Here is a 20,095-nt window from a genome sequence, read left to right on the forward strand (position 1 = left end):
AGGGCTCCCTCTCGGTGCGGAATTGTTCGAGGGACAGCCTACGGTCCGCTGGCGGGGCGAGGTGCGGGACGCTGCTCCGGAGCGGCCGGCAGCTCCCCGCAGAGCCCTTCGTGCTCGTATCCCTGGGGGCAGCGGGAGCGGTCGGGCAGCAGCAGGTCGCAGAACACCCGGTGCCGGTTGTTCTGGTCGTCGGCGTTGGACACGGTGGTCTCGCCGGCGTCCAGCTCGGGCAGGAAGCCCAGGGACACCGCGACCCGGCCGGCCAGTACGGTCGCCGCGGCCAGACTCGGCACCCGGATCGGCAGGTGGATGACGAAGCCCGGCTCGTCGTCTTCGCGGGCCCGCTCGGCGGGGCGGCCCGGCGCCCGAGCCGCCTCCGTCTGCTCCGGCATCCGGCGGTACGACCGTTCGTTGACCGGCTGGCTGCCGACGGGCCCGCCGGTCTCGACCACGGACCCGGGCCGGCGCGGCCGGTCGTTGGTCGGGAACTGGATGCGAGGGATGTTGTCCGCGTCGCGCATGCACTGCCTCCGGTCGTACCTCTCGGATCATGCTTCCGGTCCGAACCCATTCGTCCGTTCCGGCCCCCGCACCGGGACGAAGGTAGGTCGGTGGCCGCAGTCCCGCCAATAGGACGCGCACAAGCGGTCACCAACAGTCACATATGCGACAGATCGACAGTCGGAGGATGGACTGCCAAACCGAGCACGGCTCATCACCGACCGAACCGACGGCCCGCGCGGCATGGCAGGGGCCACGCCGATCCGCTCATCGACCGCTACCCTTCCGGTCGGACGGTCGCGCTGCGCCCGGACGCCCGCTCGATCACGCTCGGCGCCAGGGGTGGCGGCGGGCGCCGCACCCCCGGGGGAAAGACCATGACCCAACCGCCCAGCGGCGACCAGGCCGGCCCACCCGCTCACCCGCCGGCCCACCCGGATCCCGCCGGTCAGCCCGGCTCTCCGAGCATTCCCGCCCAGCCAGCCCCCGCCGCACCGGCCGGGCGGCTCGCCCTCCCCGCGTCCCCGGCCCAGCCGGCGCTCCCCGCTGGGCCGGCCGCTCCCTCCCAACCGGCCTTCCCCAGCCAGTCGAGTGGTGCTGAGGGTGCCCGGCAGCCGGAGGGGCCGGGTGGCTCCACGTCGACTGCGGCACCGACCCAGCCGGGCAGCCCGGAGATCCCGCCACCGCCGTCGGGGTACCCGCCCTACCAGGGCACGGCCGCGCCGAAGAAGAAGCGCGGCCTGCTGATCGCGGCGATCGCACTGGTCGTGATCATGGTGCTCTGCGTGGGCGGCGGCGTGGTGGCGTTCCTGACCCTGCGCAATGCCGAGACCGGCGAGGGCGCGAAGGAGCCTGCGATCGCCGTCGACGAGTTCCTCACCGCGGTCTACAAGGATCGCGACGCCTCCAAGGCTGCCGATCGGGTCTGTGCCGCCTCCCGCGACGACGAGAAGATCGCCGCGAAGGTCGCCGAGGTGCAGAAGTACGCCTCAGCGCACCAGAATCCGCGTTTCCGGTGGACCACCCCGAAGGTGGACAACCAGACCGGGGACCGGGCCACCGTCTCCACCCGGATCACCATGACCACCTCCGACGAGAAGGTGGCCGACCAGGACCTGCGCTTCACTGTGGTGCAGAAGACGGGTTGGTGGGTCTGCGAGGTCGCGTGACCCTCGGGCCTGGATAGGCTCGACGGGTGTGTGCAGCTGAGCGGCCGATCGAGCCGGCCGGTACCGGATGGTCCGCCCGCCTTCATGTGGTGACCGGCAAGGGGGGCACCGGCAAGACCAGCGTCGCCGCCGCCCTGGCCCTCGCGCTCGCCGCCGGCGGCCGGCGCACCCTGCTGGTCGAGGTCGAGGGGCGGCAGGGCATCGCCCAGCTGTTCGGCATCGACCCGCTGCCCTACGAGGAGCGGCACCTCGCCGACGCGCCGGACGGCGGCGAGGTACGCGCTCTCGCGGTGGACGCCGAGGAGGCGCTGCTCGAGTACCTCGACATGTTCTACAAGCTGGGCGCGGCGGGCCGGGCGCTGCGCAAGCTCGGTGCCATCGACTTCGCCACCACCATCGCGCCGGGGCTGCGGGACGTGCTGCTCACCGGCAAGGTGAAGGAGGCCACCACCCGCACCTCCGGGCAGCGGCGGGTGTACGACGCGGTGGTGCTGGACGCCCCGCCGACCGGGAGGATCGGTCGCTTCCTCAACGTCACGGCCGAGACCGCCCGGCTGGCCAAGGTGGGCCCGATCAAGACCCAGAGCGAGGGGGTCGCCGCGCTGCTGCGCTCCCCGATCACCGCTGTGCACGTGGTCACGTTGCTGGAGGAGATGCCGGTGCAGGAGACGGTGGACGCGATCGCCGACGTGACCTCGCTCGGCTTCGGCATCGGGAAGGTGATCGTCAACGGCGCCCGGCCCCCGCTGCCCGCCGGCCGGGCGATCACCGCTGCGGAGCTGCGGCGTGGGCTGGTCGCCGCCGGCCTGCCGGCCGATCGGGACACCGTGGCCGGTTTGCACGACGAGGCCCGGGACCAGGTCATCCGTCGCGAACTGGAAGATTCGCTCCGCGCCGAGCTGGTGGAGTTGGGGCTGCCGATGGTCGAGCTGCCGTTGCTGCCCGACGGGGTGGACCGTGCGGGCCTCACGACACTGGCCCGGGCCCTCGTCAGCGCCGATTGACTCACACCTGAGCTCAGCACCGGCGCATGGACCGACGCGGCCCGATACGCTCGATTGGTGCCTTCCGAAGACGCGGCGCCGCAGCTGGACGTCGACCAGATCCTCGCCGACCCGGGCGTGCGGATCGTCGTGTGTTGCGGTGCCGGCGGAGTGGGAAAGACGACCACCGCTGCGGCGCTGGCCCTGCGGGCCGCCGAGCACCACGGCCGACGCACTGTGGTGCTCACCATCGACCCGGCCCGCCGGCTGGCCCAGTCGCTGGGTCTGACCGAGCTGGACAACACCCCGCGCCAGGTCAAGGGCATCGACGTCGAGAGCAGCGGCGGCGAGTTGCACGCCATGATGCTGGACATGAAGCGCACCTTCGACGACGTGGTGCTGCAGCACACCGATCCGGCGAAGGCCGCGGAGATCTTCGCGAACCCGTTCTACCAGGCGATGAGCTCGACCTTCGCCGGCACGCAGGAATACATGGCGATGGAGAAGCTGGGCCAGCTGCACGCCCGAGGCGAATGGGACCTCATCGTGGTGGACACGCCGCCGTCCCGCTCGGCACTGGATTTCCTGGACGCGCCGGCCCGACTTTCCCGCTTCCTCGACGGCCGGATGCTGCGACTGCTGCTGGCTCCGGCCCGCAGCGGCGGACGGAGCATGTTCAGCCTGGTCACGGCCTCGTTCGGGATGTTCTCGAAGGTGGTGCAGAAGGTGCTTGGCGCACAGCTGCTCACCGACCTGTCCGGCTTCGTGGCCGCACTGGACTCGATGTTCGGTGGTTTCCGGCAGCGCGCCGAGCAGACGTACCGCATCCTCCAGGCCGGGGAGACGGCCTTCCTGCTGGTCGCGGCGCCCGAGCCGGACGCGGTCCGGGAGGCCGCCTACTTCGCGGGCCGTCTGCGGGACGAGCGGATGCCGCTCGCCGGCCTGGTGCTCAACCGCGTGCACCGACCGGCGGTGCCGGAGCTGGATGCCGAGCAGAGCCGGCTCGCCGCCGAGCGGCTGACCGAGCTGGGTGGGCACGAGGCCACCGCCGACGTGCTGCGGGCGCACGCGGCGCTGGCTCGTCAGGCGGTACGCGAGCAGCAGGTCGCCGCGCGGTTCACCGAGGCGTTCCCGGCGGTGCCAGCGGTGTCGGTGACGGCACAGCCCGCCGACGTGCACGACGTCGACGGGCTGCGAACGATCGGCGCGGCGATCAGCCGGCCGTGACCGGCGTCAGGTGGCCGCGCTGACGAGGATCTTGTCCTTGCCTGCCTTGTCCTTGCTGTTCTTCTTCATCGCTGCCTCGAACATCTTGCGCCAGCTCGTCACCTGCGGGTGACGACGCAACAGCGCCCGCCGTTCGCGTTCGGTCATGCCACCCCACACACCGAACTCGATCCGGTTGTCCAGCGCGTCGGCCAGGCACTCGTACCGAACTGGGCAGCTCCGGCAGATCCGCTTCGCCACGTTCTGTTCGGCGCCTTGTACGAACAACGCGTCCGGGTCCCCGTTCTGACATGCCGCCAGCGACGGCCAGTCAGTGATCATGCCCATGTGTACACGTCCCCCCTTGCAGTACCTACCGACCTCGTCGATGCACGTCAGCCGGCAATTCCCCCCGATCGCCCGGCCTGCCTTCCCCAAGGCGGCGCGGACGACATGTGGCGCTGTCGCCGCCCCCATCATGCTCTGTAGTCACCCGATTACGCAACGTTGTCGGCGAAATCCATCATTCCGGACACTCCCGGCTTCCCGGGCCTTCAACCGCCGGTTACCCCGCCGAGGTCAGCGATAACGCCGCGCCGCCTCCCTGAATCGGAGGAGACTCACGCCAGGTCACACGCAACCAAGCACGGGGGGTCGTGCGTTTAGCACAACGAGGGCAGCGCACGCAGGAAATGGGGAAAGAACGCCCCAGCGCACCTCGTTCCCTACTCGCGTACCCTGCTGAGGTGACCTGGATGCGGAAACGTGACCACAATGTGCTGACCAACGCCGCATCGCTACTCGTGTGTGGCCTGTTGGCCGGCGTAGTGGTCGCTGCGGCGGCCTTCCCCGCGGTGGCGATGTCCGGCTTGGCCGCGAAGGCGGGCGCCGAGACATTCGGCAACCTGCCCACGGAGCTGACGGTGGCCCGAGCGCCGCAGATCAGCTACCTGCTGGCCTCGGACGGCAAGACACCGCTCGCAACGATGTACGACGAGAACCGGCGCGACGTGAAGCTCGCCGACATCTCTCCCTACATGCAGAAGGCCATCATCGCGGCCGAGGACCACGACTTCTACAAGCACAACGGCGTCGACATCAACGGTGTCGCACGCGCGTTCGTCAACAACCAGGCCGAGGGCTCCGGCCGGCAGGGCGCCTCGACGCTGACCATGCAGTACGTCCGGCTGGCCATCGCCTACTCGGCCACCCACCCGGCCGACGTGGTCGCGGCGACCGAGGACACCAGTGCCCGCAAGCTCCGCGAGATGCGACTGGCCCTCCAGGTCGACAAGGAATTCTCCAAGGACGAGATCCTCACCCGCTACCTCAACCTCGCCTCGTTCGGCAACGGCGCGTACGGCATCTTCGCCGCCAGCCAGGTCTACTTCGGTAAGCCGCCGAGCAAGCTCAAGATCGAGGAAGCGGCACTGCTGGCCGGCATGGTCAAGGCCCCGACGACGAACGACCCGACCACCAAGGCCGGCTACCCGCTCGCTCTGGACCGCCGTGACTACGTCATCCAGAACATGGTCGAGATCAAGGCCATCACCCAGCAAGAGGCCGACGCGGCCAAGGCCGTCGAGCTGAAGGTGAAGGAAAAGCGCACCCCGAACGGCTGCGTCGCCGCCAACGTCAATGAGTGGGGCTTCTTCTGCGACTACTTCTACCGCTGGTGGATGCAGCAGGAAACGTTCGGTTCGACCTCGTACGACCGGGAGCGGCGGCTGAAGAGCGGCGGCTACACCGTCGTGACGTCGATCGACGTCCAGGCGCAGCGCGGCGCGGACAAGGCGGTCCGTAAGGCCAAGAGCGTGAACAGCAAGGAAGCGGCGATGGTCGCGGTGGTCGAGCCCGGCACCGGCCGGGTCCGGGCGCTCGCGGTGAACCGGCAGTTCAAGCTGGACGACCCGAAGAACCCGAAGAACAAGATCTCCAGCGATCCCGCGAAGAGCAAGAAGAAGATCCGGGGCAACTACCCGGCGACGGTCAACCCCCTGCTCACCGGTGGCGACGGCATCACCGGTTATCAGGCAGGCTCGACCTTCAAGATGTTCACGATCGTGGCGGCGTTGGAAAAGGGCATCCCGCTCAGCTACCCGATCAACGCGCAGAAGCAGTTCAAATCGGAATACATCATCCAGCCGGGCCCCGCAGCCTGCCCAGGCACCAACTTCTACTGCCCCACCAACTCGACCGAGAGCATGGCCGGCCCACACAACATGTGGACCGCGTTCGGCCGCTCGGTGAACACCTACTTCGTGCCACTGCAACAGCAGGTCGGCGCGGAGAACGTGGTCAAGGCCGCCAAGCGGCTGGGCATCAACTTCCGGGCCCAGGAGGATCTGGACCTGGAGAAGGGCGCGCACCAGTGGGGCGCGTTCACCCTGGGCGTCTCGCAGACCACCCCGCTGGATCTGGCCAACGCCTACGCCACCCTGGCCGCGGACGGCACGTTCTGCGAACCGATCCCGGTGCAGGAGATCCGCGACCCGGAGGGCAACAAGCTCGACATCGCCAACCCGCGCTGCGAGAAGCGGTTCAGCACCGACGTGGCCCGCGCCGCGGTGGACGCGGCCCGATGCCCGGTCGGTGACAAGTCGTCGTCCTCCCGGTGCGCGGGAGCCACTGCCGGCAACGTCCGCAACGACGTCGGTTACCCGGTGGCCGGCAAGTCCGGCACCACCGACTCGGAGAAGACCGCCGCACTGGTCGCGATGACCAAGCAGTACGCGGTGGCGGGCATCATGGCCGACCCGGACTGGCCGCAGACCAACGTGAAGATGAAGCACGGGGAGAAGGACGGCATCAACCCGCCGGTGTGGGAGACGCTGCGGGACGCCATGAAGGGCAAGAAGGCGATCCAGTTCGAGCCGCCGGGCCAGAAGATCTCCGAGGGTGACCAGCGCAGCATCCCGAGCGTGAGCTGCATCCCGCTGGATCAGGCGAAGTCCCGGATCAAGGGTGCCGGCTTCGAGCCGGTGGTCTCCGACACCAAGGTCAAGTCTTCCTGTCCTCCGGGCACCGCCCACGGCACCAGCCCGGACGGGCGCACCATCAAGGGTGGCATCGTCACCATCCAGGTCAGCAACGGTGGTGGCGGCACCACGCCGGGCAACACCGGTGGCCCCGGTGGCCCCGGGCAGCCCGGCAACCCGCCCGGTCGACCCGGTGGCGGTGGTCGTCCCGGCGGCTGAGCCGACGCGCAGGACACAACGGGCGGGCACCCTTCTCGGGTGCCCGCCCGTTCGTCTGTCCGGTCGACCGGCTACCGGCGCCGATCCCGAGGGCGGCAGCCACGGTGCCGCCGGTGAGTCAGAGGCCCAGCTGTCGGCGTACCTCGGAAGCCACCCGGCCACCCTCGGCCTGGCCCGCCACCGCGGCCTGGGCCGCCTTCATGGCCGGGCCCATCTGGGCCTTGCCGGTAAAGCCGCCCGCGGCGAGCGCCCCCGACACCAGCTCGGCCAGCTCGGCGTCCGAGAGCTGCTTGGGCAGGTAGCGGTCCAGCACCTCACCCTCGGCCGACTCCTTCGCGGCCTGCTCGGCGCGGCCGGCGTCGGCGAACGCGGTGGCTGCCTCCCGGCGCTTCTTGGCTTCCTTGGTCAACACGGCGAGCACCTCGTCATCGGTGAGCTCGCGCTTGGCCTTGCCGGCGACCTCCGCGGTGCCAACGGCGGCCAGGGCCATCCGCAGCGTGGAGGTGGTCAGCTCGTCGCGCGCCTTGAGCGCGGAACGCATGTCGGCAGTGAGGCGGTCCTTCAGCGTGCTCATGGACGGTCAAACTACCCTGAACGCCATGCGAAAGCGCACACTATTCCGGCTTGCCGCCGGAACCGCCACGGTCGGCGCGGCCACCCTCGCGTACGCGTCGCTCATCGAGCGCAACATGTTCACCCTGCGGCGGTACGACGTGCCGGTGCTGCCGGCCGACGCGGAGCCGCTGCGTGTGCTGCACCTGTCGGACCTGCACATGATGCCCGACCAGGCGCGCAAGCAGCGCTGGGTGGCGTCGCTGGCCGCCCTGGACCCCGACCTGGTGGTGGTGACCGGCGACAACATGGCCCACCCGGACGCGGTGCCCGGGGTGCTGCGCGCCCTACAGCCGCTGCTGGACTATCCGGGGGCGTTCGTGTTCGGCTCCAACGACTACACCGGGCCGGTCCTGAAGAACCCGTTCACCTACTTCCTGCCCGACCGTGAATACACCGAGGGCGTCGAGCTGCCCTACGAGGAGCTGCGTCAGGTGTTCACCGGCGCCGGCTGGGCGGACCTCAACAACGTCCGGACCACGTTGAAGGCCGGCGGTCGGCAGCTCGACCTGGTCGGCGTTGACGACCCCCACATCGACCGGGACGACTACCCCTCCGTGGCTGGCGCGGTCTCGTCGTCGGCCGATCTGTCCATCGCGCTGACGCACTCCCCGGAGCCACGGGTGCTCGACCAGATGGGGGCGGACGGCTTCGGGCTGATGCTGGCCGGGCACACCCACGGCGGTCAGGTCTGCGTACCGGGCTTCGGCGCGCTTGTCACCAACTGCGGCCTGCCCCGCTCGATGGCGCGAGGGCTGCACCGCTGGCCGGGCTCGGACTCCTGGCTGCACGTCTCCGCCGGCCTCGGCACCCACCCCACCGCCCCGATCCGCTTCGCCTGCCCCCCGGAGGCCAGCATCCTCACCCTCATCCCCCGCTGACCAGCCCACACCCCCTGCGCCCCGCGCAGGCGGTGTGGGCCTCAAGATCCGCACACCCCTGCGCCCCGCGCGGGCCTCAAGATCCGCGCGGGCCTCAAGATCCGCGCGGGCCTCAAGATCCGCGCGGGCCTCAAGATCCGCGCGGGCCTCAAGATCCGCGCGGGCCTCAAGATCCACGCAACATCAGGGATGTTGCTGCCTCACGCCGCCGCGAGGCAGCAACATCGGGGAAGTTGCGCGGATCTTGGCTCTCTCCGGGGTCCGGGCAGCGGGGGTACCGAGTTTGACCATCGGGGCGGGTGGGCTACTATTTGTCGGCACGCCTCGGGGTGTGGCGCAGCTTGGTAGCGCGCTTCGTTCGGGACGAAGAGGTCGTCGGTTCGAATCCGGCCACCCCGACCAGGTCAGAGGGCACATCCGATCCATGGATGTGCCCTCTAGTGCTTCCTGGGTGACCAACTGCGGCCGGATCGAGGCCAGCCAGGGTTGCGACCCGGCGGAAGGCCCGGCGGACGGTGGCCGCATCGGGGGCAGTGCCGACAGTCGAGGGAAGATCAGCCCGAGCTTGACGTCTGGCCTAGGAGTCGTCGCCCGCGCTCTTCCAACCGTCCCGCTCGGGTAACTCGGCGAGAAGCCGCTCGTACTCGGCCTGGCTTCCGATCGTTGCCCGGTGTTCGGGGTGAGCGACGTAGTGCCCGATCACAGCAGCGAGAAATTGTGCGTCGACGTTGTCGGTGCGCATGGCCTTCCGGCTCCACGGAATACCGCGTCGCCGCACCAGCTGGGGTTCCGCGATCGCCATCCGGAGCCGCGAGGGGCGGTCGACACCTGGGGGGATCTGAGCGGCCGGTAGGGCCTCCCACGGCACAGTGAGTGAGCCGAGAGCCCAACGCTGCCGTATCCCGTAAGGATGGAGCTGCACCCCGTAACCCCGCCACGCCTCGACCAGCAACAGCGCGACCAGCACAAACCAGGGAATATTGACGATCACGTCGAACGTCGACGCAATGCCTGCCCTGGTCGAACGCACCACTGCGCCGATGCTGGCCGATGCAGGCGCGAGGAAGCCAAGGGCAATGAGCACCTTCCACGCCGGAGCGGGTGTGGCGAAGGCCGGAACCTGCGGCTGCACCACAAGGTAGACCGGACGGATCCCCATGGCGATGAGCGCCAGGACCAGGACCGCCAAGGTAAGGAAGAGCAGCGGGAAGAACAGACGCTGCCCCAGGGTAGGCACGAAGCCGACGGCCGCGACGTTCACACCCGCCACCAGTAGACCAAGCATCAAGACACCGTGCCTGTGACGCACCATGGCATCCGAAACCTTGCCGATCATGCCCGTGACCATACGAGCCGGCGGTTGCAGGACTGGCTAGCCGATCGGTCGACGCTGAACAACGAAGCGTCGATCATGTCAAGCATCCTGTCCCGCAAGGTTTCTGCACGCCTTCAATGCGGCCCGAGACGGGCCCGCACCCGGTCGCGGTCCGTGAGCGGTTGCGCAGGGCCACCCCGCCAGCGTCGACGCGGGCATGCCGAGCAGACCGCCACCCGGGCCGCCAGCGTCCGAACGTGCGTCAAGGCCGTCTTGACGTGGGGGACCGGGGTGGCGGCCCGCTCCCCAGGAGGGCGGGTCGGCGGCAGGCGGGATGGCAGGCAAGGCGACAGCGGTGACGATCTCAGTAGGATGCGCACATGCCTCGGCCAGTGATCTTCGATCTCTTTCATACCCTGGTTCATGGTGCCGATGACGAGCGTGACCGGGTAGTTGGCGAGATGGCGCTCGTGGTCGGGGTGGCTCCGTCCGCGCTGATCGCTGCGTACCACGCCACCTGGCGTGACCGGCTGGTCCGGTGGGACGTGGAGGAGACCGTCCGCATTCTCGCCGGACGCCTTGGTGGCACGCCAACCGACGCACAGGTGACACGGGCCGGTGGACATCGGCGAGCCCTCGCGCGCCGGGTGCTGGGCACTGTCTCGACCGCCACCCTGGACGTGCTTGACGCGCTGCGCGACGACGGGCGTCCGCTGGCCCTTATCAGCAACGCCACCTCGGAGACCGCCGAGGCGTGGCCGCAGAGCCCGCTTGCCCGCTGCTTCGACGTCGCGGTCTTCTCCTGCGAAGTCGGGCTGGCCAAGCCCGACCCGGCGATCTACCGCATCGCCGCTGAGCGGTTGGGCGTCGCGCCAGCAGAGTGCGTCTTCGTCGGTGACGGCGCAGACGGCGAACTGGCCGGCGCGGCAGCGGTCGGTATGACCGTGCTTCGTACCACTGAGCACAACGACACCGACCCGAGCTGGGGCGGACGTGCGTTCGCCACCCTTGGCGACCTGCCCGCCCTGCTGTGTGAGTCGGCCGGTCTAAGTTCCGCTTCAACGTCTGACGGTCGGGTTGGGTGACCAGTTCCTTCACCCCGCGCGGGCTCGCGGTCGCCGACATCAACAACGACGGCCTGAAGGATCTGCTGATGGCCAACTACACTACGGGCTCGTGGTGGTACCGCAACGCCCCGCGTCGACGTCCGCGGCGACGTCGCCGAAGGTCCAGGTGGGCCGGGCCTGAGCGACGTTGGAGGACTCGTCGGTGGAGGGCATATCCGATCAACGGATGTGCCCTCCACCGTTCCCGGGTGTGCCTGCGCGCTCAACCCACAAGGATGAGTTCCGGGACCAGGGGATGCTGCCGTCGCGGCTGACGACGGAGCGACGCCCCGCTGACTAGCATCGATCGCGATGGAGCTGCTGGAGCGCACGGACGCGCTCGCCACCCTGGACCGGCTGCTGGCCTCCCCCGGTGGCGCGATCGCGCTCGTCGCGGGCGAGGCAGGAGCCGGGAAGTCCACAGTGGTTGGTGCGTTCGCGGCGACGGCAGGGGCCAGGGTGCTCTGGGGCAGCTGCGACCCCCTGCTGACCCCACGGGCGCTCGGCCCGGTGCACGACATCGCCCGGCAGGTCGGCGGCGTACTCGCGGAACGACTGAGCGCACTGCACACGGCGACGGAGGCCGAAGGGCGCGGCGCCGTGTTCGACGCGCTTCTCGGCGAGCTGACCAACCCCCGGCCCGGACACCGGACGGTGATGGTGGTGGAGGACGCGCACTGGGCGGACGGTGCCACCCTGGACCTCATCGCGTACCTGGGGCGGCGGCTGACCCGCCACCCGGCGCTGCTCGTGCTCACCCTGCGCGATGACGAGGTGGGGGCTGACCATCCCCTGCACGCCGTGCTCGCAGGGCTGCCCCGGCCACTGGTCCGCCGGTTGCCGCTGCCGGCCCTGTCCACCGATGCCGTCGCGCGGCTGGCCCGCCGCGCTGGCCGCGACCCTGACGGGTTGTACCAGGCCACCGGCGGCAACCCGCTGCTGGTCACCGAGGTGCTGGCCGCCACCGGCGCCGGTGTGCCGCCGACCGTACGCGATCTGGTGTTGGCCCGGCTGGCCGCGTTGTCGCCGCCGGCCCGGGAGGTCGCCGCCCTGGTCTCGGTGGTCCCGTCCCGGGCCGAGCCGTACCTGCTCGACGGTCATCCACCGGCTGCCGTGCAGGAGTGCCTGGATCGGGGGGTGCTGGTGCCGGCGGGCAATGCGGTGGCGTTCCGGCACGAGTTGCTGGGTCGGGGGGTACGCGAGTCACTGTCCCCGGTGCACCGGGTCGCGCTGCACGCGGCCGTACTGGCCCGGCTCACGCCCCGGCCGGACGTGGACGCCGCCCGGTTGGTGCACCACGCCCACCACGCCGACGATCCGGCGGCCGTGCTGCACTGGGCACCCGTAGCGGCCCAACGGGCCAGCCGGGCGGGCGCGCACCGGCAGGCAGCGGACCACTACACCGTCGCACTCCCACACGCCGCAGGCCTGCCGGCACCGCGCCGGGCCGAGTTGCTCGAGGCGTACGCGACTGCCGCGTACCTTGCCGGGCTGGCCGCGCAGGCGCTGGACGCCCGGCAGGCCGCGCTCGCCCTGCGGGAGGCCGAGGGCGATCCGCTGCGGATCGGCGAGAACCTGCGCTGGGTGTCCCGGCTGTGCTGGTGGACCGGGGACAGCACTGCGGCCCGGACGACGGGTACCCGGGCGGTTCAGGTGCTGGAGTCCGCGCCGCCCGGCAGGCAGTTGGCGATGGCCTACAGCAACATGTCGCAGCTGCTCATGCTCGCCGACGACAACGGCCGAGCCATCGACTGGGGTGACCGGGCCCGGGAGCTGGCCCGGCGGCTCGGCGACGTGGAGACCGAGGCGCACGCCCTGGTCAACGTCGGTTCGGCCCGCCTCCAGAGCGGTGATGTCGCCGGCATCATCGAGCTGGAACGTGGGCACACCCTGGCCGTCGCCCACCATCTCGACGACCACGCGGCCCGGGCACTGGTCAACCTGGCCACCATGTCGGTGGAGTGGCACCGGATCGGGCGGGCCGCCGAGGCCCTGGACCGGGCGTTGCGCTTCACCGAGACCCGGGACCTCGACGGGTACGCCCGGCACCTGCTCGGACACCGGTCCCGACTGCGGCTGACGACCGGCGACTGGGCAGGTGCCCGCGCCGACGCCGAACGGGCGTTGACCGGCACCGTGCAGCCCGGCGGGAGCCTGGTTCCGGCCCTGGTCGCACTGGGCCGGCTCCATGCACGCAGGGGCGAGCCGAGCACCGAGGACCATCTGGACAGGGCGGCGCGCTGGGCGACGCAGAGCCGGGAACTCCAGTTCGTCGTGCCGGTCGCCGCGGCCCTGGCCGAACGACACTGGCTGGCCGGCGAGCCGGAACGGGCGGTCCCCGAGCTGCGCCGTGCCCACCGGCTGGCTCTCGACGCGGGCCAACCCTGGTACGCCGGCGAGCTGGCGTACTGGCTGTGGCGGGTCGGCGAGCCGCTCGGGGACACCGACGCGCTGGCGTCGCCGTACCGGCGGCTCATCGAGGGTGACTGGGCTGGCGCGGCCGAGGAGTGGCACCAGCTCGGCTGCCCGTTCCCCCGGGCCGAGACGCTGGCCTGCGGCGACGACCCGGCGGCCGCTGAGGCGCTGCGGATCCTGGACGGGCTGGGCGCGGTCGCCGTGGCCCGCCGGATCCGGGCTGAGCTGCGCGGCCGCGGGATGGCCCGGGTGCCGAGAGGGCCGCGCCCGAGGACGGCCGGGGACCCGGCGGGCCTGACCGCCCGGCAGCGGGAGGTGCTGGCGCTGCTCGCCGAGGGGCTCAGCAACGCCGAGATCGCGGCCCGGCTGTCGCTCTCCGTTCGGACCGTCGGCCACCACGTGTCGGCGGTGCTGGACAAGCTCGCGGTGCCCAGCCGGGGCCAGGCTGCCGCGACGGCCCGCCGGCAGGGCCTGGCGCCCCCAACATAGGTGTTTCTACCGATCCCTCGCAGTGCCACTCCGCCTACGGTCGGTGACACACCGAACCGTCCGAGGGGGACCATCGATGACCACCGCAATCGATCTCAACGCCGTCAAGGCACGCCAGCAGGTGACCTGGGCCAGCGGCGACTACTGCGCTGTCGCCGCCCTCATCCACCCGATCTCCGAGTTGCTGGTGACGGAGGCCGACCTGTCGGCCGGTGCCCGGGTGCTGGACGTGGCGACCGGCACCGGCAACGCCGCCATCGCCGCCGCGCGCTGCGGCTGCGTCGTGACCGGCGTCGACTACGTACCCGAACTGCTGGAACGGGGCCACGCCCGCGCCGCTGCGGAACGACTCCCGGTCACGTTCGTGACCGGGGACGCGGAGCGCTTGGCGTACGCCGATGGGTCCTTCGACGCGGTGCTCTCCGTCGTCGGCGTGATGTTCGCGCCCAACCAGGAACAGGCGGCAGCCGAGCTGGTCCGGGTCTGCCGGCCCGGCGGCACGGTGGCGCTGGCGTCGTGGACGCCGCAGGGATTCATCGGCGACCTGTTCCGCACGGTGGGGCGGCATGTGCCGCCGCCGGCAGGGCTGCGCCCACCGGTGCAGTGGGGCGACGAGGGCCGGGTCCGCGAGCTGCTCGGCGGGGCCGTGGGTGAACTGCGGGCGGTACGCCGGGAGTACGTCTTCCGCTTCGGCACCCCGGAGGAGTTCGCCGACTTCTTCCGGGCCAACTACGGGCCGACGCTGAAGGCGTTCGAGGCGCTGCCCGAGGAGCAACGATCGAATCTGCACGCCGATCTGGTGGAACTGGCCCGTACCCACAACCGCGCCACCGACGCCACGCTACGGATCCCGGCCGAGTACCTGGAGGTCGTGGCACGGCGGACCGCCGACCCGCTCTGACGCCTGACATGTCCGACGGGGGCGGCTGCCGGTGTGGCCGCCTCCGCCGGTCAGTCCTGTCGTTCGGTGCGCTCGATCTCGGCGAACGCGGCGGCCAGGTAGTCGTCCAACGGCACGCCGGTCGCCGCCAGCAGATCGGCCACCAACAGCGGGGCATGCCGGGCCAGGGCGGACGCGTCCGGGGATGACTCGTCGCCCTCGGGGTCATACACCCCCAGAGCGCCGGCCAGCAGGACGAGCACCACGTGCGGGTCGACGTCCGAACGCCACCGTGCCGCACCCTGCACGCAGCGGGTCAACACCTGGCGGATGTCGTCGCCGGTCAGCCCGTCCGGGTGGCTCTCCTCCAGCAGCAACCGGACCACCGCGCCGAGCACCAGCCCGGAACGCTCGTCGGCGGCGAGCTTGCCGACCACCTCGTCGTACGCCTGACCGTCGCGTGCCTGGGCTGCGGCGACGGCCGCGGTGGCGGTCACCGCGATGGCGCGGGCGGTAGCGGGCAGATGTCGCCAGGTGCCGGTCATCGGGTCAGCATCGCAGACCCGGCGGACACCGCCGGACCGGCGAGAGGGTCAGGCGGATCATCGTGGGATCGGTCACTCGTCGACCTCGACGACGGCGCGGCACGGCCGAAAACGAGTCGCGTGGTGTCACACCCGACCAACAGAATGCCGGACATGCTGCGCCGCGCTCTGCCCCGCCGTTCGGAAGCTCGCCGGATCCTTCTCGGCACCCTGCTGTCGGCGATCGGGCGCGGCTTGACCCTGCCGTTCCTGTTCATCTACCTGACCGACGTACGCGGGCTCACCGACACCCGCGCCGGGCTCGTGATCGGCTGGTACGGCGCCGTCACCCTGGCCCTGTCACCGCTGGGCGGGACGCTGATCGACCGGTTCGGCGCACGCCGGGTGGTGGTGCCCTGTCTGCTGATCGAGGCGGTCGGCACCGGCTCGCTCGCGCTGGTCAACTCCACCGGGTCGGCGCTGCTGGTGATGACGGTGATCGCCGTCGGCAGCTCGGCGATCTGGTCCGGGCAGAACACGATCCTCGCGTCGCTGACCGACGACGATGAGCGGCAACGCGTCTTCGGGCTGAACTTCGCCCTGCTCAACCTGGGCATCGGCATCGGTGGCATGACCTCCGGCGCGATCGTCGACACCGGCCGGCTCGCCACCTTCCAGGTGATCTACCTGCTGGACGCGGTGACCTACCTGCTGCCGGCCCTGATCCTGCTCACCCTGCCCGGCGTGGGCCACCGACTCGGCAACCGTCGGGGCGTCGACGAGCCGTCGGCCGGCGGCTACCTGACCGTGCTCCGGGACCGCCCGTTCCGGCGGCTGGTGATCTTCGGGTTGATCCTCACCACCTGCGGCTACGCACAGGTCGAGGTGGGCTTCGCCGCGTACGCGGTGCGGGTCGTCGAGGTGAACCCCCGGGTGGTGGCGTGGGCGCTCGCGGCAAACACCGTGATGATCGTGCTCGCGCAACTGCTGGTGATCCGCCGGATCGAGGGGCGTAGTCGCACCCGGGCACTGGCGGTGGTGGGTGCGGTGTTCGCCGCAGCCTGGTTGGTCCTCGGCGCGGGCGGCCTGGTCAGCGGTGAAAGCGCCCTGTTCGCCGCCCTGTGCGTGGTGGCCTGCTCGGCGATCTTCGGCTTCGGCGAGACGATGCTCTCGCCGGTGATGCCCGCGCTGACCAACGCACTGGCCACCGACGAGCTACGCGGCCGATACAACGCCATGAGTTCGATGATCTTCGGGGTCAGCGGTGTGATCGGTCCGGTGACCGCCGGCCCGCTCATTGGCGCTGCCAACGGCATGGTCTGGGTAGCGACTGTGGTCGGCGGCTGCCTGGTCGCCTCGCTGGTCGCGCTGTCCCTGCGCCGCCTGCTCAGCACCGAGCAGGACGGCCTCGCAACCACCGCCCCGGCATCGCCCGCCCCCACGCCCGCCACCGCCTGACGACCTCCGAGGCCCCTCCCCCGCGCCACCCCACGCCCTGGGCGCTGCATCCCGCACCCCGCGCTGCGCCCGCACCCGGCGCGCTGCGCCCGCACCCCGCACCCCGCACCCCGCACCCCGCACCCCGCACCCCGCACCCCGCACCCCGCACCAAGATCCGAGCAACTTCCCGGATGTTGCTGCCTCCGGCGCGCAGGAAACAGCAGCATCCCTGATGTTGCGCGGATCTTCCTCGTTGATCTCGCCGCGCGGGCGCGGCAGGCGCGGGCGGGCGCGGGTGGGCGCGGGCGGGCGCGGCAGGCGCGGGCGGGCGCGGCAGGCGCGGGCGGGCGCGGGTGGGCGCGGGCGGGCGCGGGTGGGCGCGGGCGGGCGCGGCAGGCGCGGGCGGGCGCGGCAGGCGCGGGTGGGCGCGGCAGACGGGGGATGGAACGGGTCGGGCCCCGGAGCGGATGCTCCGGGGCCCGACGTGGCGCGGGGTCGGCCGTCAGGCGGCGGGGACCTCGGCGGTGGTGCGGATCCGGTCCAGCGTCGGCGCGGAGACCGGCGACTGGGCGGTCAGGTACGCCACGAAGGCGTCCAGGTCGATCTGGCCGGTGACCAGGTTGGTCCCGCCGGTGAGGACGCTGAACCCGTCACCACCGCCGGCCAGGAAGTTGTTCACCGTCACCCGGTAGGTGGCGGCGGTGTCGACGGCGGTGCCGCCGATGGTCAGGCTGCCCCGGACCACGCGGGTGCCGGCGCACGGGTCGGCGGCGGTGGCGCTGGTGCCGTTCAGGTCGACCACGTAGCGCAGGGTGGAGGAGGGGTACAACGTCCGACCGGTGACGAACTGCTGCTCCAGGACGCAGTAGAGCTGCGCTCCGGTCAGGTCCAGCGTCACCAGGTTGTTGGCGAACGGCTGCACCGTGAAGGCCTCCCCGTAGGTGACCGGTCCGGCGTCCAGGGGCGCCCGGACACCGCCCGGGTTCATGAGGGCGGCAACCGCGCCCTGCTCGTCGTCGGTGGCGGCGAGCTGCGCGTCGGCGATCACGTTGCCGATCGGCGACTCACCGCACGAGTTGGGCACCTGCGCTGAGCAGGTGCCCAGCAGGTTCTCCTGCGTCGTGGGAAGTGCGGTGGCGGTCACGCCAACCTGGCGGTCGGCGACCGGGCCGAGCACCGTCTTGTACCGGTCGATCAGCGCGGTCTGCTTCGGGTCCTTGGCGACGTCCCGGGTGACCACAACGTTGTTCGCGGCGGCGGAGATGACATCGCCGGACCGGCGGTCGATCTTGAGGTCGATGTCGGTGATCAGGCGGCCGAACGAGCTGGCGCTGGTCACCAGCTTGCCGTTGATGTCGCAGTTGTACGCCTGGTGGGTGTGCCCACTGACCACCACGTCGATGGACGGGTCCATCCGGTTGGTGATGTCCACGATGGGGCCGGTCATGCCGACGCAGTCGTTGATGCCACCGGTCGCCGCCTGGGCACCGCCCTCGTGCAGCAGCACGACGATCGTCTCCACGCCCTTGCGGCGCAGCTCGCGGGCGTACCGGTTGGCGGTGTCCGCCTCGTCGGCGAAGCTGAGGCCGGCGACGCCCTGCTGGCTGACGATCTGCGGGGTGCCCTCCAGGGTCATCCCGATGAAGCCGACCTTGACGCCCTGCACCTTGTGAATGGCGTACGGCGCCATCAGCGGCTTGCCGGTCGCGGTCTTGAAGGCGTTCGCGGACAGGTACTTGAAGCCGGCGCCCCGGTAGGGGGTGCCGTCGGCGCAGCCGTCGACCGGGTGGCAGCCGCCGTTCTGGATCCGCAACAGCTCGGCGGCACCCTCGTCGAACTCGTGGTTGCCGACGCTGGCGTAGTCCAGGCCGGCCATGCTCAGCGCTTCGATGGTCGGCTCATCGTGGAACGCGGCGGAGAGCAGCGGGGACGCACCGATCAGGTCACCGGCGGCGACGGTGATGGTGTTCTTCTTCTTGGCGGCGGCGCGCAGCTCGGCCAGGTGCGTCGCCAGGTATTCGACACCACCCGCGGTCTGTCCGGCGATGGTGCCGCTGGACGAGGTCGGCGGTTCGAGGTTGCCGTGGAAGTCGTTGAGGGCCAGCAGGGTGACGTCGACCGGCTTCGGCCGTGCGTCGGCTTGCTCAGGGCTGGTGGCGACCGCGCCGAACGCGGCCACCGCAAGCACGGTCAGGCCGACAGCGGCCCGACGCATCCTGGTTATGGACATGGATCTCCTTGTGAGAATCGGCGCGTGCAGTGCCCGGCCTCTGGGTCGACCGGGCCGCCGGCCAGCGCCGTCGAAAGGGTCGCGATTGGCGGCGGTTGGGGTTGGCCGCCCGCCCCGACAGCCTCTCATCCGGACGCCGCCCGGTCGACCCAGGCAGCACATCAGAGCTGCGGGTACGCCCCGTCCTCGGATCGACGGGCGTTTGGTGGGTCTGCCAGACAGTGTCGGACCCAGGGTCTAGAAAGGACGGGACGGTCAGCGCGGACGGAGGCGGCATCGTGAGCGGAACGACACCGGTGGTCGAGCAGGTGAGATCGGCGGATGGCACGCCCATCGCGTTCGAACGGGCCGGGACCGGGCCTGCGCTGGTCCTCGTCGGCGGCGCGTTCAACGACCGCAACACGACCCGCGCACTAGGTGCGGCGTTGGCACCGGATTTCACCGTTTTCGGCTACGACCGCCGGGGTCGGGGCCAGAGCGGCGACACCCTGCCATACGAGATCGGCCGCGAGATCGATGATCTGGCTGCCGTGATCGCGGCGGCAGGTGGTTCCGCCGCTGTCTACGGGGTCTCTTCGGGGGCAATCCTGGCTGCCCTGGCCGCCGCGCAGGGTCTGCCGGTGACCGGGTTGGTCCTGTTCGAGCCGCCGTTCCAGGTGGGCTCGCACGTGGGCGTCCGGAAGGACATCACCGCGCAGCTCATCGAGCTGATCGCCGCCGACGACCGGGATGGCGCGGTGGAGACCTTCCTCAGCGTCTCGGTCGGGCTGCCCGCCGAGGCGATCACCGGGATGCGGGCGCAACCGGTGTGGGGCGCACTGACCGCCATCGCGCACACGTTGCCGTACGACGCCATCGTGAGCGCGGGAGGGCGACTGCCGGCTGACCGGCTGGCCGCGATCACAGCTCCGACCCTCGCGGTGGACAGCACCGGCAGTCCACAGTGGTTGCGGGATGGGAGTCGGGCCGCGGCCGAGGCAGTCCCTGGCGGTCGGTCCATCAGCCTCGACGGTGGCTACCACGAGGTGCCGCCTGCGACGCTCGCTCCCGCGCTGCGCGAGTTCCTGCTCGGCTGACGACCACACCGGCGCACGGCCCGCCAGCCGGGCGCGCGCGACGCAGGGCCAACGGCCGCGCCGGCACGAGA

General features: G+C 71.1%; 15 protein-coding genes, 1 tRNA gene and 1 pseudogene. 11 read left to right on the forward strand and 6 right to left on the reverse strand.

The window, feature by feature from the left end; all coding sequences use genetic code 11:
- Positions 1-38: 38 nt before the first annotated feature.
- Positions 39-521 carry a hypothetical protein gene (locus GA0070619_RS26685; protein ID WP_088950575.1) on the reverse strand — a complete coding sequence of 161 codons (483 nt, stop codon included), beginning with the start codon at positions 519-521 and terminating at the stop codon, positions 39-41.
- A 561-nt stretch (positions 522-1,082) separates the two neighbouring features.
- Between GA0070619_RS26685 and GA0070619_RS33980 the strand changes: the two are divergent.
- The 3 genes and pseudogenes from GA0070619_RS33980 to GA0070619_RS26700 all read left to right on the forward strand — a co-directional run.
- Positions 1,083-1,670 (forward strand): annotated as a pseudogene (locus tag GA0070619_RS33980) (Rv0361 family membrane protein); the annotation flags it as partial.
- A 26-nt stretch (positions 1,671-1,696) separates the two neighbouring features.
- Positions 1,697-2,674, forward strand: a complete 978-nt coding sequence (locus GA0070619_RS26695; protein ID WP_088950577.1) for an ArsA-related P-loop ATPase — start codon at positions 1,697-1,699, stop codon at positions 2,672-2,674.
- A 54-nt stretch (positions 2,675-2,728) separates the two neighbouring features.
- Positions 2,729-3,880, forward strand: coding sequence for an ArsA family ATPase (locus GA0070619_RS26700; RefSeq protein ID WP_172862126.1), 1,152 nt, complete (start codon positions 2,729-2,731; stop codon positions 3,878-3,880).
- Between the two features lie 6 nt (positions 3,881-3,886).
- Here GA0070619_RS26700 and GA0070619_RS26705 read toward each other — a convergent pair whose 3' ends face one another.
- Positions 3,887-4,207, reverse strand: a complete 321-nt coding sequence (locus GA0070619_RS26705; protein WP_007466209.1) for a WhiB family transcriptional regulator — start codon at positions 4,205-4,207, stop codon at positions 3,887-3,889.
- A gap of 407 nt (positions 4,208-4,614) precedes the next feature.
- Between GA0070619_RS26705 and GA0070619_RS26710 the strand changes: the two genes are divergently transcribed.
- Entirely contained in the window at positions 4,615-7,056 is a 2,442-nt protein-coding gene (locus tag GA0070619_RS26710; protein ID WP_088952074.1) for a penicillin-binding protein, read from the forward strand.
- A 118-nt stretch (positions 7,057-7,174) separates the two neighbouring features.
- On the opposite strand, the gene GA0070619_RS26715 is transcribed toward GA0070619_RS26710, so the two are convergent.
- The gene (locus tag GA0070619_RS26715) at positions 7,175-7,630 is read right to left on the reverse strand and encodes a GatB/YqeY domain-containing protein (RefSeq protein WP_088950579.1); all 456 of its coding nucleotides are present in this window, start codon (positions 7,628-7,630) and stop codon (positions 7,175-7,177) included.
- Between the two features lie 25 nt (positions 7,631-7,655).
- On the opposite strand from GA0070619_RS26715, the gene GA0070619_RS26720 reads away from it, so the two are divergent.
- Both GA0070619_RS26720 and GA0070619_RS26725 read left to right on the forward strand, forming a co-directional pair.
- A complete protein-coding gene (locus GA0070619_RS26720; RefSeq protein WP_088950580.1) occupies positions 7,656-8,549 on the forward strand; it encodes a metallophosphoesterase in 894 nt (297 codons plus the stop codon).
- Positions 8,550-8,874: 325 nt separating this feature from the next.
- Positions 8,875-8,951 (forward strand) — tRNA-Pro (locus GA0070619_RS26725).
- A 175-nt stretch (positions 8,952-9,126) separates the two neighbouring features.
- Here GA0070619_RS26725 and GA0070619_RS26730 read toward each other — a convergent pair.
- The gene (locus tag GA0070619_RS26730) at positions 9,127-9,885 is read right to left on the reverse strand and encodes a hypothetical protein (protein ID WP_157744087.1); all 759 of its coding nucleotides are present in this window, start codon (positions 9,883-9,885) and stop codon (positions 9,127-9,129) included.
- A gap of 359 nt (positions 9,886-10,244) precedes the next feature.
- Here GA0070619_RS26730 and GA0070619_RS26735 point away from each other — a divergent pair, with 359 nt between their 5' ends.
- The 3 genes from GA0070619_RS26735 (at position 10,245) to GA0070619_RS26745 (ending at position 14,775) form a co-directional block, all read left to right on the forward strand.
- Entirely contained in the window at positions 10,245-10,949 is a 705-nt protein-coding gene (locus GA0070619_RS26735; protein WP_088950582.1) for an HAD family hydrolase, read from the forward strand.
- 333 nt (positions 10,950-11,282) lie between these two features.
- The gene (locus GA0070619_RS26740) at positions 11,283-13,874 is read left to right on the forward strand and encodes an ATP-binding protein (protein WP_088950583.1); all 2,592 of its coding nucleotides are present in this window, start codon (positions 11,283-11,285) and stop codon (positions 13,872-13,874) included.
- Positions 13,875-13,950: 76 nt separating this feature from the next.
- Positions 13,951-14,775, forward strand: a complete 825-nt coding sequence (locus GA0070619_RS26745) for a class I SAM-dependent methyltransferase (RefSeq protein ID WP_088950584.1) — start codon at positions 13,951-13,953, stop codon at positions 14,773-14,775.
- A 50-nt stretch (positions 14,776-14,825) separates the two neighbouring features.
- Here GA0070619_RS26745 and GA0070619_RS26750 read toward each other — a convergent pair whose 3' ends face one another.
- Positions 14,826-15,299 (reverse strand): hypothetical protein, encoded by a 474-nt coding sequence (locus GA0070619_RS26750; protein ID WP_088950585.1) that lies wholly within the window; start codon positions 15,297-15,299, stop codon positions 14,826-14,828.
- A 153-nt stretch (positions 15,300-15,452) separates the two neighbouring features.
- Here GA0070619_RS26750 and GA0070619_RS26755 point away from each other — a divergent pair, with 153 nt between their 5' ends.
- The gene (locus GA0070619_RS26755; protein WP_088952075.1) at positions 15,453-16,736 is read left to right on the forward strand and encodes an MFS transporter; all 1,284 of its coding nucleotides are present in this window, start codon (positions 15,453-15,455) and stop codon (positions 16,734-16,736) included.
- 484 nt (positions 16,737-17,220) lie between these two features.
- On the opposite strand, the gene GA0070619_RS26760 is transcribed toward GA0070619_RS26755, so the two are convergent.
- Positions 17,221-18,948, reverse strand: coding sequence for a bifunctional metallophosphatase/5'-nucleotidase (locus tag GA0070619_RS26760; protein ID WP_088950586.1), 1,728 nt, complete (start codon positions 18,946-18,948; stop codon positions 17,221-17,223).
- A 278-nt stretch (positions 18,949-19,226) separates the two neighbouring features.
- Between GA0070619_RS26760 and GA0070619_RS26765 the strand changes: the two genes are divergently transcribed.
- Positions 19,227-20,024 carry an alpha/beta fold hydrolase gene (locus GA0070619_RS26765; protein WP_231927166.1) on the forward strand — a complete coding sequence of 266 codons (798 nt, stop codon included), beginning with the start codon at positions 19,227-19,229 and terminating at the stop codon, positions 20,022-20,024.
- Positions 20,025-20,095: the final 71 nt, after the last annotated feature.

The organism is Micromonospora zamorensis, from assembly GCF_900090275.1.
GTDB lineage: Bacteria > Actinomycetota > Actinomycetes > Mycobacteriales > Micromonosporaceae > Micromonospora > Micromonospora zamorensis.

Bases quoted from the DNA above. Each gene is read 5' to 3' on its own strand.
- GA0070619_RS26685 (WP_088950575.1), bottom strand. From the start codon at position 521: ATGCGCGACGCGGACAACATCCCTCGCATCCAGTTCCCGACCAACGAC.
- GA0070619_RS26735 (WP_088950582.1), top strand. From the start codon at position 10,245: ATGCCTCGGCCAGTGATCTTCGATCTCTTTCATACCCTGGTTCATGGT.
- GA0070619_RS26740 (WP_088950583.1), top strand. From the start codon at position 11,283: ATGGAGCTGCTGGAGCGCACGGACGCGCTCGCCACCCTGGACCGGCTG.
- GA0070619_RS26710 (WP_088952074.1), top strand. From the start codon at position 4,615: ATGCGGAAACGTGACCACAATGTGCTGACCAACGCCGCATCGCTACTC.
- GA0070619_RS26705 (WP_007466209.1), bottom strand. From the start codon at position 4,207: ATGGGCATGATCACTGACTGGCCGTCGCTGGCGGCATGTCAGAACGGG.
- GA0070619_RS26730 (WP_157744087.1), bottom strand. From the start codon at position 9,885: ATGATCGGCAAGGTTTCGGATGCCATGGTGCGTCACAGGCACGGTGTC.
- GA0070619_RS26750 (WP_088950585.1), bottom strand. From the start codon at position 15,299: ATGACCGGCACCTGGCGACATCTGCCCGCTACCGCCCGCGCCATCGCG.
- GA0070619_RS26715 (WP_088950579.1), bottom strand. From the start codon at position 7,630: ATGAGCACGCTGAAGGACCGCCTCACTGCCGACATGCGTTCCGCGCTC.
- GA0070619_RS26745 (WP_088950584.1), top strand. From the start codon at position 13,951: ATGACCACCGCAATCGATCTCAACGCCGTCAAGGCACGCCAGCAGGTG.
- GA0070619_RS26720 (WP_088950580.1), top strand. From the start codon at position 7,656: ATGCGAAAGCGCACACTATTCCGGCTTGCCGCCGGAACCGCCACGGTC.
- GA0070619_RS26760 (WP_088950586.1), bottom strand. From the start codon at position 18,948: ATGTCCATAACCAGGATGCGTCGGGCCGCTGTCGGCCTGACCGTGCTT.
- GA0070619_RS26755 (WP_088952075.1), top strand. From the start codon at position 15,453: ATGCTGCGCCGCGCTCTGCCCCGCCGTTCGGAAGCTCGCCGGATCCTT.